The sequence below is a fragment of the Undibacterium sp. GW821-FHT11B02 genome (assembly GCF_058808955.1).
The window spans coordinates 557,853-570,597 of record NZ_JBXASD010000002.1 but is presented as its reverse complement, the minus strand read 5'-3'; the positions used below and the strand labels follow the sequence as shown (position 1 = coordinate 570,597).

The following is a 12,745-nucleotide window of genomic DNA, read 5'->3' as shown; positions in this document are numbered from 1 at the left end:
GGTTTATTCCAGTTCAATGTTTTCTACCAGGGCGGCCATGCCATATTCTTCAACCACGTAGGCATCATTCGATGATTCATAGTTTTCTATGCGGTCACGCTTGGCGTTATCGACGATTTGGCGACGGCGGGCGCTGTCCTGGTAGTAGATGGACAGATTATCGAAGCGGGTGATCAGGAAAGACTTTGCCGGGAAGTAAGGCACGCTGACTGCCTGCAGGCCGCCAAGACGTTTTTGGCTGATGATGATGTCAGCGGCCAGGGTTTCGGTCGGAGCCTGTTTGGTGTTGACCAGCGGGAAGTATTTATCGTGCAAGAGTTCACGACCAACGATGCAGACCAGCCCAGCATCTTCGCGGAACCATGGGTCTATCAGGTTGATGGCATCAAATACGGCAGCATCAAGGTTTTCATAATCGCCGGTGGCACCGATTTTGACTTTGCCTGTTGTGCTGCCATGACTCATGACACGCTCTGGTGCTTCTTCGCGCATGTGTTGCAGCCAGCCGATATTCACATCCTGCAGCATGGGGTGGGCGGTAACGTCGGTATTGCTAGCGATGCTGATGCCGTGGAAGCCCATGACGATACGGTCCAGTGCCTGGCGTTTGACGATGACATCCCGGATGCGGGTTTGGAAGTCGGCGAATTTGGCCCAGACATCCAGTTTCGCATACGGGATGTGGGAGTCATAGTTGGTCTTACTGCATTTGTAGCGGTTATTGTCCAGCCCGGTGAGGTCGCGTGTCTGACGGTCGTTTTGGGTGGTGTCGGTACGGCTGGCGACGGGGCCGGAAATGCCCAGGTGAAGTTTTTCACCTTCCATTTCGGTGACGCCGATGATGTTAATCTTGCTTAGGAATTCACTGGATTCCTGGATCTTGGTTTCCAGCTTTTGCTGGACGCTGGGGGTGACGGTGAATTTTTCTGTGGCGTTCGACACATTGTTGAGTTCGCCCAGGCGTTTGGTCAGGGTATTAAAGGCAATGCGGGTATTGTTGTTCATGCGTGATGCTCCGGTATTTGGGTGGCTGTTTGTATGGGTGTGGTTCAGCAATCTGTCTGCTGCTGTGTACCATCGCCACCAGTGGCCGTGGGGCGTGTGGTCTGGTTGCCGGGTTCTTTGTCCAGTTGCTGTTTCAGGCTGTTAAAGTTGGTGGTGACGGTGTTGAGTTTGGTTTCCAGCTCTTGCATGCGTTTATCGGCATCGCTGAAGCGGGTTTCTTGGGTGGCGGCATGTTCCAGCACGGTTTCAAAGGCTTTACTGACATCAGCAAAGCGGGCATCGTCACCGGTCTTTTTGCTGCTGAAACCTTTAATCAGATCCATGACCTTGCTGCTCAGGCTGGTGGTTTCGGTGTTGATTTCTTCAAATTCAAGATTTACTTCGACAGCGGCAGAGAACAGGTGTGCAGGGTTGGTTTTGCGACCTGTAAAGGGGTTGGCGTTGGGGTTGCTGGCGGCAAAGCTCAATACTTCGGTGCCCAGGCTGGCGGGGCTGTCGGTAATGCCCAGGCCAACGAGATAGGCTTCGCCGGTGTCGGCGAATTTGTCGTTAATCTCTACGCTGGTGTAAATCTTTTGTTTAATCTTCGACAGCGCCACCAGATCAGGGGTAGGTTCAATTTGGGCATACAGGGCCAGTTTTTTACTACCGTCTATCGTGACTTCTTCGGCCTTGACGGCTGTTACATCACCATAAGCTTTGAAGGGACTGTCTGGCACGGTGCCACGTATATGCTCTAACCAGATGCGTGCGCCATAGGTTTTAGGGTCAAAGTTCTTGGCCATTTGTTGGATCCAGCTACGATCAATTTTGCGGCCATCGGTGGTGGCACCTTCGACGGCGACCCGGAAAAATTTAGAGGTGAATTTTTTTGACATGATGGAATGAGGTAAGGTTTTATCGGTTTTTGGCGGTGAGGTTTCCATAGTCTGCTTTGCTGGATTTCGCTTCAATCTGCAGTGAGTTGATAAGGTCCATATCAACTTGCTGAAAGTGCCTACGCGCCCGCGTAGCCCTTACGCTGTTGGCATGATTGATCTTGCCGATGACAACCTGTCTGAAACCCTTCCCGATAACGACTTAGATGCACCTGCAGAAGGTGCAACAGTTGCGCCGGTCGCACCTACTTACGATCTGAAGAAACACGCGCAGGCTTTGTATTGGCAAGGCTGGCGGGTGTCTTCTATTGCGCGGCATCTGGATATCAAGCGCAGCACCGTGCAGAGTTGGTGTGACCGTGAGAAATGGGATGACACGCCATTCATAGAAAAGATAGAAGCCAGTCTTGAAACCCGCCTGGTTCAACTGATTGCCAAGGACGTTAAGACCGGTGGTGATTTCAAGGAAATAGATTTGCTGATGCGCCAGGCGGTGCAAACAGCGCGAGTACGCCGCTATGAGGCACCGGGCGGTAATGAAGTGGATCTCAATCCCAAGCTGGCAAATCGCAATGCCGGGCCGAAGAAGAAGCCGGCGCGCAATGATTTTAGTGATGAGCAGCGCGACCAATTGTTAGAGGCGTTTCGGGATTCTCTGTTTGATTATCAAAAGGTGTGGTTGCGTAACGGACATGAGCGCACGCGGGTAATACTCAAATCTCGCCAGATTGGGGCTACCTGGTACTTTGCGCGGGAAGCCTTGGCTGATGCCATGGAAACCGGGCGTAATCAGATATTTTTGTCTGCGTCTAAAGCACAGGCGCATGTGTTCAAGCAATACATCATCCAGTTTGCCAAGGAAGCGGCGGGCATTGAATTAGCGGGTGACCCGATTGTATTACCGAATGGGGCGCATCTTTACTTCCTGGGTACCAATGCGCGTACTGCGCAGGGCTATCACGGGAATTTCTATTTTGATGAATTCTTTTGGACGCACAAGTTTCAGGAATTGAACAAGGTAGCGTCAGGCATGGCGCTGCATAAGCAGTGGCGCAAGACTTACTTTTCTACTCCGTCGAGTATCACGCATGAGGCATACCCATTCTGGACGGGGGAGCTGTTTAATAAGCGGCGACCTAAAAAAGACCAGGTGAATATCGATATCAGCCATAAGCGGCTGGCCAGCGGTTTTACGGGTGAAGACAAGATGTGGCGGCAGATTGTCACCATCATGGATGCTCAGGCTGGTGGCTGTAATTTGTTTGATATTGACGAATTACGCACTTACGAGTACAGCCCGGACCAGTTTGAGAATTTGCTGATGTGTCAGTTTATTGATGACACGGCATCAGTCTTCCCTTTACAAGAGCTGCAAAAGTGCATGGTGGATGCCTGGGTAGACTGGACAGACTTTAAACCATTTACCACGCGGCCTTATGGGGATAACCCGGTCTGGATAGGTTACGACCCGGCTTTTACGGGCGATAGTGCCGGGCTGGTGATTCTTGCACCACCGCGCACGCCGGGCGGCAAGTTCCGGGTGCTGGAACGCATGCAGTTCAGGGGCATGGACTTTGCGGCCCAGGCTGAACAGATACGGCAATCCACCATTCGCTATCACGTTGCCTTTATCGGCATTGATGCCACGGGCATGGGTGAGGGTGTGCACCAGTTGGTTAAAAATTTCTATCCCAATGTCACCAAGATCAATTACGACCCGGCAGTAAAAAGCCGCATGGTCATCAAGGCCCGCGATGTGATCAGCAAGGGCCGTCTGGAATTTGATGCCGGGGCCACGGATCTGGCACAGGCATTCATGACCATCAAAAAAACACTGACGGCCAGCGGCCAGCATGTGACCTATGTGGCAGACCGTAGCGAAGAAACCGGCCACGCGGATCTTGCCTGGGCGTGTATGCATGCCTTGGACCATGAACCCCTGGACGGTGGTATCAGCAGTAATCAATCATTTATGGAGGTGTATGCATGAGCAAGAGAAAGAGGCGCGGCCAGTTTAGTGGCGCGCCAACCAATCAGGAACCCAGCGCGCCGGTGCTGGCACCAACGCCGGGGATGGAGGCGTTTACCTTTGGTGACCCGACAGCCGTATTAGACCGGTCTGAAATTCTGGACTATATCGAGTGCTGGACCAATGGACGCTATTACGAGCCGCCTATCAGTTGGGACGGCCTGGCTAAATCATTCCGGGCCAGTGTGCACCACAGCACAGCAATCTATGTGAAGCGCAATTTGCTGGCGGCAACCTTCATTCCGCATAAATTGCTGTCACGCGAGGCGTTTAGTCGCTTTGTGCTGGATTTCCTGGTCTTTGGTAATGCCTATCTGGAAAATCGTAAGAGTCGCACTGGCAAGCCTTTGCAGCTGGAACCGGCGCTGGCCAAGTACATGCGCCGGTGCAGCGATGACTTGAGTCAATACGCCTTTGTGCGTGGCTGGCATGAAGATCATGTGTTTGAGTCTGGAAGCATTTTTCATTTGATGGAACCGGATATTAATCAGGAGGTATACGGCTTGCCTGAGTATTTGAGTGCTTTGCATTCTGCCTGGTTGAATGAGGCGGCTACGCTGTTCAGGCGCAAGTATTACAAGAACGGTTCTCATGCCGGTTTCATTTTGTACATGACAGACCCCGCGCAAAACCAAAACGATGTGGATGCGATGCGCCAGGCGCTGCGGGACAGCAAGGGGCCGGGCAATTTCCGCAATGTATTCATGTATGCGCCAAACGGTAAGAAAGACGGCATCCAGATCCTGCCGGTGTCTGAGGTGGCGGCCAAGGATGAATTCTTCAGCATCAAGAATGTGACCCGCGATGACATGCTGGCCGCACACCGGGTACCGCCGCAACTGCTGGGGCTGGTGCCAAACAATACAGGCGGTTTCGGGGACGTAGAGAAAGCAGCCAAGGTGTTTTCCATGCATGAGCTGGAACCGCTGCAGGCGCGGTTTAAAGAATGTAACGAATGGCTTGGTGAAGAGGTGATCCGCTTCACGCCTTATTCATTGGTTGATGCAGGAGGGGTTGCGAAATGAGTGATGTTGCGGATAAATCAGACCAATTGATAGAGACGCTGACCAACAAGGCAATCTCATTTGCAAGGCGTGACCACTATGTCCAAAGCAATGGGCATTGCCTTTTCTGTGACGAGGCTATCAGCCATGCAGAATTATTTTGCAATACAGATTGCCGGGATGACTATGACAAGGAACAGGCCGCACTTAGACGTAACGGCAGGCGCATTTTATAGCTGACGGTTGCCAGATACCCACGTTGTTGCTTCGCCCCCCAGAAGCCCGATAGAGCCGCCCTGTGCGGCTTTTTTGTTGCCCGTGACCATGTGAATGGGCGTTGCCATGCCCGCCCCACGCTGCCCCTTTTAATTTTATTGCTATTTTGCAATATTTACCCCATTTCAGCCCCCGGCGCGCAGACATCCCCCCACCACGCCTGCCCGCTAAATGGGGTGCTTTTGACTCAAATATGCGTCACCTGTTAGGACCAAGCCCGGCTTACGTTTGCGGCCACCCTGATGGCCCCAAAAGATGACGCAATTTGACGCAAATTTCATGCGATAACGCAGCCGTCAGCATGATGGTGATAACTGGATGCGGCTATACAGAGGGAGGTGCTTTGCTTTTCTGAGATTTGGGGAGACCTCGGGAAAAAGGTAACTAAGGTAAGTGCGTCTATAAATCATTGCTAAGTGATTGATTTATATAGGGATAGTTGGTTACTTTATTTGGTAACTTTAGGTAACTCAAAAGGTAATTATTTTTTAAGTCGTTGATCTATAAGGATATTTATAAATGAAGAAAATACTTTTATAAAGGTAACTAGAATACCTTTACATTACCTTATTATTACCTTTTTCTAATCGCTGGAAAGCCTTACGTATCAAGGGTTTCCGCTGTTTTGTAGATTTCGATTACCTAAGTTACCTTTTTCCCGAGGGGTACTTTATTTTAGAATCGCCGTTCTTTTATGCTGCAAAATCCCCAGCCGCGTGATATTCTCGCGCCCTTGGTTTTTGTGCTTGGGGGATGTTGCCCGCTATAGGGGGCTAGATATACAGATGGGGTACTGAATTGCGGTCGATGATCATGATTTGCAGTTTTGAATGTCCTACGCATGCCCCCGCAACCAAGTATTCAAGCCTTTGATCAGCAATGATCAAAGGCTTTTTGCTTTGCTAGCGGCGCTGATAAAAAGGCGCCGATGCAATCTGGTCTTTATGATACGCGCTCTTGCGTTGCGTCATTCAGAGTAAAACCGGCAACTATTGATAAGACGAAAGTAGTTGCCGTTGTAGTCAGTGCGACTTAACTCTTCAATTATCGGTTTGTCACACTAATTAATTGAATAGGGCAACCGGTGAAAGTGGTTGAATAGCTGACTGCAATTGCCATGCGTGCGAATATGCAGGGTAATTCGCGCCTACGCTGGCACGGCACTACTTTTTCTCTTGGCTGCCTTTGCGATAATAGATGACGCCAAGAACAAAAAGAATAATTGGCATACCAATAGCGACAAAACCCTGCTCGCTAAAATGCTGAACATTTAGCAGGAATAAGATTGTGCCTACTATCATGCCAATCAAGCCAGAGGTTTTTTTGCTCCACATATTTCTGTTTCCTTTTTTGATTACTGCTAATGATTGAACTTGTAAAATTTCGAGAGCAGGTTCTAAGTGCAACAACCTGGCTTCTGTCAGGCAGTTGGCGGAATTGCTGGGCGTGTCCTGGTCGCCAATCGCCTTGGAGCTGTTTTCCCCTGTATTTGTCAGTGATGGACTGCCCCTGGATTTTGTGGATGTTGAAGAAAACTTCCCGGCTATCATTTTTGTTTTCGCGTTAGTCAGCAGCGTGTTGTTAAAATACTGGGGCGCATACAGGCAGCCGGTATAGCATACCGAAGTTCAGTCCGTGGGCCTATGGGTGGGAAAATCAATGCGGAATATGGTGGAAGTATGATTTACTGGAACGAGCCTGACGGGCATCAGTGGGAAATGCTGACAGTCAGTTATGCGCGGGAGCCAGGATGAGGCTGGCATGACCGGTGCCGCAACAATGAATATTGAAATAAAGATAATTTTTGAGGCTGGCGCGATAGATAGTGAAGTAAGTATCCAAATCCTGTCGTGCAAATTTTCCCAATGCGTGTTAATCTCGCGCCTCACGTTTTGGCGTGGGGTTGCAAGAGGGCTTGTGGTTGGCTCTTTGGTGGTGGTGAGTGTTCGGGTAGGCTGGTATGCGGTTTTATCGCAGATGCCAGAAACAGGTAATTTACCGCTGCTGATCTGGAATTCAATTAAAAAGCCACGTCATAAAGTGGCTTTTTTAATATTTAATGACGATATTTTTGATTGTCTGTGAATTTCTGGACTACAATCCAGTGTCTACTAATTTTAGGGATTGCGCGCCATTTGATTCTGTGCGTGACCGATCAGTTCCTAGCCGCCCGCATGAAGGGCGTTGCTGCCAGGTTGGTGGCAGCATAATTTATTTAATACAAAACTGGTGTGGGTCGAAGCAGCTGTATTTTTTCAGTTGCTTTGCTGCATAACATCAACTAAACCCGTGTAATTAAGATTTGCATGAATACTGCTGAGGCAAAGCGAGTCCTCGAAACAGCCTTGTTATGCGCGCCTGAGCCGCTAACGGTCAATACCATGAAGAAGCTGTTCCAGGATGCGGACGATCAAGGTGATGTGGTCGGCGCAGATACCATCAAACTGATGCTGGAAGGTTTGCGTAATGACTGGTCGGACAAAGGCATAGAACTGGTGGCACTGTCTACCGGCTGGCGCTTTCAAAGCAAGCCGGAAATGCGTGCCTATATCGACCGGCTGAACCCGGAAAAGCCACCCAAGTATTCAAGAGCGACGCTGGAAACTCTGGCCATTATTGCTTATAGGCAGCCAGTGACGCGTGGTGATATTGAAGAAATTCGTGGCGTGACCGTGGCTTCGCAAATGATCAAGACGCTGGAAGACCGTGGCTGGATAGAAACCATAGGTCATCGTGATGTGCCGGGGCGTCCATCCCTGTTTGCCACGACCAAGCAGTTTTTGGATGATCTGGGTTTATCCTCACTGGATCAGTTGCCGCCTTTGCAGCAAGTGACCAAAGATGCGGGGGAAGATGTAGCACCTGAATTGACTGCATTGGATGAGGGTATGTTTGCTGCAGTGACTGAGACAGGTGCAGAAGTCATTATCGACGGCGCAGAAGCGCTAGCTTCGGAGGCTGCTGCTACCGAAATGGTGGTGACCGATGAGGCGGCATTATCTGAAGCTGCATTAAATGAAGTGGTAGCCGACCAGTCTGAGACTGAAGCGGTTTCTGTTCATGATGCTGATATTGCACAAAGCCAGCACGCAGATATCGTGCAAGATGAACCTGAAGTCGTGACGACAGATGTAGTAGATGTGATGGCAGGGGTATTGCCAGGGCCGACAGCAGAATCGGTTCAAAGTATAGAAGAAGCAGTAGAACAAGCTGTCACCACACAAGAGGTGGCGGAAGTAGTGGCTGAGGCATCCATCGCGGAGCCCGGCGAAGAATTGAGTGATGTTGGGGGTGAAGCTCAAAACGTCACAGAATTGCGTGATCAGGTGGCTGATATAGCAGCGCCAGATAGTTTATCAGGCGCGGCAGACAGCCAGTTGCCTCCATTAGAACTAAAGAATGAATCCAATGAATCCTGAAGATGTGAATGCTGACCAAGCAGATAGTGGTGCGGGCGCGAATGATCATGGCCCGGCTGGTGCTGATGAAGCAAAGCCTGCCAAGCGTGGCGTGCGTGGTCCGCGCAATATGCGCCGATCCCGGCCGAAGGCTGATAATACAGAGGTCGCAGCTGATGCTGCCGGTGATGTAGTAGCAGTGGCGGTAGAAGCTGCTGCGGATGATGCGCCGGTAAAGAAAGCCCGTGCCCCTCGTGCACCAAGAGCGCCACGCGCTCCACGTGCAGTCAGTGTGGAAGCAGGAGAAGATAAGCCGGTGGCCGAGCCTCAAGTGGTGGTTGAAGCTGCTCAGCAGGTAGAGCGTGGCGAACGTGCAGAACGTACTGAGCGTCCGCCGCGTGCTGATCGTGCGGAGCGCGGTGACCGGCCTGAGCGTGGCCCGCGCCAAAATGCGGCACATGCCGCTGGTGGTGCTGGTGGTAAATCCAAACGCCCGCAACAACAGGCGCGCGGCGGCCGCCCTGCAGGTAACAGTGCGGATGACGTTTTTTCTTTTGTGACTTCCGAAGCGTTTGATGTCTCATCCCTGGATGATGCCAAGGGTAAAGGTCGTGCCAAGCCAGTACGCCGTGACCTGACTGCAGACGATGATGCACCTAAATTGCATAAAGTATTGGCTGAAGCCGGACTGGGCTCGCGCCGCGACATGGAAGAATTGATCGTCGCCGGTCGCGTATCCGTGAATGGTGAGCCAGCCCATATTGGACAAAGAATTCTGCCGACTGACCAGGTGCGTATCAATGGCAAGCCCATCATGCGCAAAGTCAGTAAAAAACCGCCACGCGTGCTGATTTATCACAAACCGGCTGGTGAAATTGTCAGTAACAGCGACCCCGAAGGCCGTGCCTCAGTATTCGAGAGCCTGCCGACTATGAAGGTCGGCAAGTGGCTGGCAGTCGGGCGTCTGGATTACAACACCGAAGGTTTGTTGTTGTTCACCACATCTGGTGATCTGGCTAACCGTCTGATGCACCCGCGTTATGGTATTGAGCGTGAATACGCTGTACGCACCCTGGGTGAATTGGAAGAGGGTATGCGTCAGCGTCTGCTGGCTGGTGTTGAGCTGGAAGATGGTTTGGCGCAATTCTCCAAAATTACTGATGGTGGTGGTGAAGGTGTCAATAAATGGTATCGCGTCATCATTGGTGAAGGTCGTAACCGCGAAGTGCGTCGCATGTTTGAAGCTGTTGGTCTGACAGTTTCACGCCTGATACGCACTCGCTACGGTGCAATGACCTTGCCGGCGAATCTGAAGCGAGGTCGCTGGGAAGAGTTGGAAGAAGATGCTGTACGCAGCCTGCTGAAGCTCAGCGGATTGGAAAAAGCAGGCGGCGACAAGCCAGCGCCAAAAACCGGTAAGCCATACGGTAATAAGGCACCTGGTTTTGGTTCTGGCCCATTTACCCAAAAACAAGTCGGCTTTCCCATGACCAGTGGGCGCGGTGAAGGTGGTCGTGGCGAGTACGGCGCCGGGCGCGGCGGTAGTGGCGCCAATGGCAACAAGGCAGGCGGCAACGGAGGTAGTGGTGGTAATGGTGCTAACGCCGGTAACAATGCCAACGGCAAAAAACGCAGTCGCCAACCTGATCCTTTGCAGACTGCACTGGGCTTCCCTGATGCCGGGCAGCAACGTCGTGGCCCTACCTCACGCGGAAGTGGCCAGGCCATAGGGCAGGGGATTGCAGCGCGCAGACGTTCTCGCGGCGCTTAAGCATCTGCTTTTGCTTTGTTTTATGGCAGGGGTACGTGTTGAAATTACCTCGTTTTCCATTGCGATGAGGTAATTTATCGTTTATAATCTTGTAGTTAGCAAAATTTGCCTTTATTGATTTCAAATCTTGGCGCTACAAAAAAGATGGGCAGTAGCCCATTTTTTTTTGGTTTTCCCGATTATCGGCTTGATGTGGCAGTTGCGGAGCGACGCCCATTGCGTGAATTTTGCCGTTTTTTTTGGATGACTTTTGATGGCGCATATTGGCCTGATTTGTGAAATGTGAAGCAGTGTTTTTCGGAGAATAAGTTTGGCTTTGTTGGATTTGATAGAAAAAACCGTCAATGGTACCGGATATGATCTGGTGGACTTTGAGCAGGCCGAGCGCGGTCTGTTCAGGGTTTATATTGATTTTTTACCCGAAGACCTTGAGCGCGGCAATATCACGGTGGAGGACTGCGAAAAAGTCAGTCACCAGTTGTCGCATGTGCTGACGGTTGAAAATGTCAATTACAGCCGCTTGGAGACTTCTTCTCCTGGTCTCGACAGACCACTCAAAAAAGTCGCTGACTATGTGCGCTTTGCCGGTGAGAAAGCCAATGTGAAATTGCGTATGCCCATGCCGGGCACGCCAAATCGCAAAACTTTCGAAGGCGTCCTGCACGAGCCAGAAGGTGAGAATCTGAAGCTCGAATTTGAAGTAAAAGATGGGTCGGCCATGCTGGAGTTTACGCTCGCCGATGTGGATAAGGCACGCCTCGTGCCGCAAGTGGATTTTAGGAGTCGCAAAGCATGAGTCGTGATTTGTTGTTATTGGTGGATGTGCTGGCGCGTGAAAAGAACGTCGATGAAGAGGTTGTTTTCGGATCGCTGGAGCATGCTTTGGCGCAAGCGACAAAAAAACGTTTTCCCGGTGAAGTTGATATTCGTGTAGAAATCGACCGTGATACTGGTGAATTCCGCTCTTTCCGTCGCTGGCATGTCGTGCCTGACGAAGCAGGCCTGCAATTGCCAGATCAGGAAATTCTGCATTTTGAAGCAGTCGAAGATGATCCTGAAATCCAGGTCGATGACTACATCGAAGAAGAAATTGAATCGGTAGACTTTGGTCGCCGTTTTGCTCAGGATACCAAACAGGTCGTCTTGCAGCGTATCCGCGATGCGGAACGTGAACAGATCCTGGCCGATTTCCTGGAGCGTGGCGATTCACTGGTAACCGGTACCATCAAGCGCATGGAACGTGGCGAAGCCGTGGTTGAATCCGGCAAGATCGAAGCCCGTCTGCCACGTGACCAGATGATCCCTAAAGAAAATCTGCGTGTTGGTGACCGTGTCCGTGCCTACATCCTGCGTATAGACCGCAATGCACGTGGCCCGCAAGTTATCTTGTCCCGTACTGCGCCAGAATTCATCATGAAACTGTTCGAGCTGGAAGTGCCAGAAATCGAACAAGGTTCTTTGGTCATCAAGTCTGCTGCGCGTGACCCTGGCGTGCGTGCAAAAATCGCTGTGTACACAGCAGACAAACGTATTGATCCTATCGGCACTTGCGTCGGCATGCGTGGTTCACGCGTACAGGCTGTAACGGGCGAGCTGGGTGGCGAACGTGTTGATATCGTCCTGTGGTCTGAAGACCCGGCGCAATTCGTCATCGGCGCACTGGCTCCGGCAAATGTTTCGTCCATCATGGTGGATGAAGAAAAACACGGCATGGACGTGGTTGTTGATGAAGAAAACCTGGCAATTGCGATTGGCCGCAGCGGACAAAATGTACGCCTGGCTGCTGAATTGACTGGCTGGCAAATCAACATCATGACTGCGGAAGAGTCCGCCAATAAAGCAGAACAGGAAACTGCAGGTATCCGCAGCCTGTTCATGGAAAAACTCGACGTTGATCAGGAAGTTGCCGACATCCTGGTAGATGAAGGTTTCTCCAGTCTGGAAGAAATTGCTTACGTACCGATCAGCGAAATGCTGGAAATCGAAGCCTTTGACGAAGATACCGTCAATGAGTTGCGTAATCGTGCCCGCGATGCCCTGCTGACAGAAGCGATTGCTTCCGAAGAAGGTCTGGAAGGTATGGATGATGAACTGGTCAACCTCGATGGCATGACACGTGTCACCGCTGGTAAGTTGGGTCTGGTTGGTATCAAGACACTGGCAGCTTTTGCCGGTTTGGCATATGACGAATTTGGCGCGATCCTGGCATTGTCAGCCGACCGTGCCCGTCAATTGATTAAAGAAGCATTTGAAGATGTGACTGATGATGAGATGAAACTCATCGACGCTAAATATGATGATCAGGCCAAGGCGTTGTTAGCCAAAGCCTGGAAACTCGTAGAAGCTAAGTAATTCACGGGTTTGAATCTCATAACGCGCACATA

General features: G+C 51.1%; 11 protein-coding genes. 8 read left to right on the top strand and 3 right to left on the bottom strand.

Annotated elements, in window-relative coordinates; genetic code table 11:
- Window positions 1-3 precede the first annotated feature (3 nt).
- Together AC1RVX_RS05720 and AC1RVX_RS05715 are read right to left on the bottom strand one after the other, a co-directional pair.
- The gene (locus tag AC1RVX_RS05720) at window positions 4-1,005 is read right to left on the bottom strand and encodes a phage major capsid protein, P2 family (protein ID WP_493215601.1); all 1,002 of its coding nucleotides are present in this window, start codon (window positions 1,003-1,005) and stop codon (window positions 4-6) included.
- 44 nt (window positions 1,006-1,049) lie between these two features.
- Window positions 1,050-1,883, bottom strand: coding sequence for a GPO family capsid scaffolding protein (locus tag AC1RVX_RS05715; RefSeq protein ID WP_493215705.1), 834 nt, complete (start codon window positions 1,881-1,883; stop codon window positions 1,050-1,052).
- A 151-nt stretch (window positions 1,884-2,034) separates the two neighbouring features.
- Between AC1RVX_RS05715 and AC1RVX_RS05710 the strand changes: the two genes are divergently transcribed.
- Genes AC1RVX_RS05710 through AC1RVX_RS05700 form a run of 3 tightly spaced genes read left to right on the top strand, consistent with a single transcriptional unit; the run spans window position 2,035 to window position 5,152 of the window.
- Window positions 2,035-3,873, top strand: coding sequence for a terminase ATPase subunit family protein (locus AC1RVX_RS05710; RefSeq protein ID WP_493215600.1), 1,839 nt, complete (start codon window positions 2,035-2,037; stop codon window positions 3,871-3,873).
- On the top strand, window positions 3,870-4,937 hold the full coding sequence (locus AC1RVX_RS05705; protein WP_493215599.1) for a phage portal protein: 1,068 nt from the start codon (window positions 3,870-3,872) through the stop codon (window positions 4,935-4,937). Before AC1RVX_RS05710 ends, AC1RVX_RS05705 begins: the two co-directional genes overlap by 4 nt.
- Entirely contained in the window at window positions 4,934-5,152 is a 219-nt protein-coding gene (locus AC1RVX_RS05700) for a DUF2116 family Zn-ribbon domain-containing protein (protein ID WP_493215598.1), read from the top strand. The genes AC1RVX_RS05705 and AC1RVX_RS05700 overlap by 4 nt, the downstream gene beginning before the upstream one ends.
- A 1,203-nt stretch (window positions 5,153-6,355) precedes the next feature.
- Here the strand turns inward: AC1RVX_RS05700 and AC1RVX_RS05695 are convergent.
- Window positions 6,356-6,742: a hypothetical protein gene (locus AC1RVX_RS05695; protein WP_493215597.1), complete on the bottom strand. Its 387-nt coding sequence runs from the start codon at window positions 6,740-6,742 to the stop codon at window positions 6,356-6,358.
- 211 nt (window positions 6,743-6,953) lie between these two features.
- Between AC1RVX_RS05695 and AC1RVX_RS05690 the strand changes: the two genes are divergently transcribed.
- The 5 genes from AC1RVX_RS05690 (at window position 6,954) to nusA (ending at window position 12,713) form a co-directional block, all read left to right on the top strand.
- The gene (locus AC1RVX_RS05690) at window positions 6,954-7,277 is read left to right on the top strand and encodes a hypothetical protein (RefSeq protein ID WP_493215596.1); all 324 of its coding nucleotides are present in this window, start codon (window positions 6,954-6,956) and stop codon (window positions 7,275-7,277) included.
- A 221-nt stretch (window positions 7,278-7,498) separates the two neighbouring features.
- Window positions 7,499-8,611, top strand: a complete 1,113-nt coding sequence (gene scpB, locus AC1RVX_RS05685; protein WP_493215595.1) for an SMC-Scp complex subunit ScpB — start codon at window positions 7,499-7,501, stop codon at window positions 8,609-8,611.
- On the top strand, window positions 8,592-10,361 hold the full coding sequence (locus AC1RVX_RS05680; RefSeq protein ID WP_493215594.1) for a pseudouridine synthase: 1,770 nt from the start codon (window positions 8,592-8,594) through the stop codon (window positions 10,359-10,361). Before scpB ends, AC1RVX_RS05680 begins: the two co-directional genes overlap by 20 nt.
- 310 nt (window positions 10,362-10,671) lie before the next feature.
- Complete coding sequence (gene rimP / locus AC1RVX_RS05675) at window positions 10,672-11,157, top strand: ribosome maturation factor RimP (protein ID WP_186949349.1); 486 nt, start codon at window positions 10,672-10,674, stop codon at window positions 11,155-11,157.
- On the top strand, window positions 11,154-12,713 hold the full coding sequence (gene nusA / locus AC1RVX_RS05670) for a transcription termination factor NusA (RefSeq protein WP_493215593.1): 1,560 nt from the start codon (window positions 11,154-11,156) through the stop codon (window positions 12,711-12,713). The genes rimP and nusA overlap by 4 nt, the downstream gene beginning before the upstream one ends.
- The last annotated feature ends 32 nt before the right edge of the window (window positions 12,714-12,745 follow it).

Bases quoted from the DNA above. Each gene is read 5' to 3' on its own strand.
- AC1RVX_RS05720 (WP_493215601.1), bottom strand. From the start codon at position 1,005: ATGAACAACAATACCCGCATTGCCTTTAATACCCTGACCAAACGCCTG.
- AC1RVX_RS05715 (WP_493215705.1), bottom strand. From the start codon at position 1,883: ATGTCAAAAAAATTCACCTCTAAATTTTTCCGGGTCGCCGTCGAAGGT.
- AC1RVX_RS05710 (WP_493215600.1), top strand. From the start codon at position 2,035: ATGATTGATCTTGCCGATGACAACCTGTCTGAAACCCTTCCCGATAAC.
- AC1RVX_RS05705 (WP_493215599.1), top strand. From the start codon at position 3,870: ATGAGCAAGAGAAAGAGGCGCGGCCAGTTTAGTGGCGCGCCAACCAAT.
- AC1RVX_RS05700 (WP_493215598.1), top strand. From the start codon at position 4,934: ATGAGTGATGTTGCGGATAAATCAGACCAATTGATAGAGACGCTGACC.
- AC1RVX_RS05695 (WP_493215597.1), bottom strand. From the start codon at position 6,742: ATGATAGCCGGGAAGTTTTCTTCAACATCCACAAAATCCAGGGGCAGT.
- AC1RVX_RS05690 (WP_493215596.1), top strand. From the start codon at position 6,954: ATGACCGGTGCCGCAACAATGAATATTGAAATAAAGATAATTTTTGAG.
- scpB (WP_493215595.1), top strand. From the start codon at position 7,499: ATGAATACTGCTGAGGCAAAGCGAGTCCTCGAAACAGCCTTGTTATGC.
- AC1RVX_RS05680 (WP_493215594.1), top strand. From the start codon at position 8,592: ATGAATCCAATGAATCCTGAAGATGTGAATGCTGACCAAGCAGATAGT.
- nusA (WP_493215593.1), top strand. From the start codon at position 11,154: ATGAGTCGTGATTTGTTGTTATTGGTGGATGTGCTGGCGCGTGAAAAG.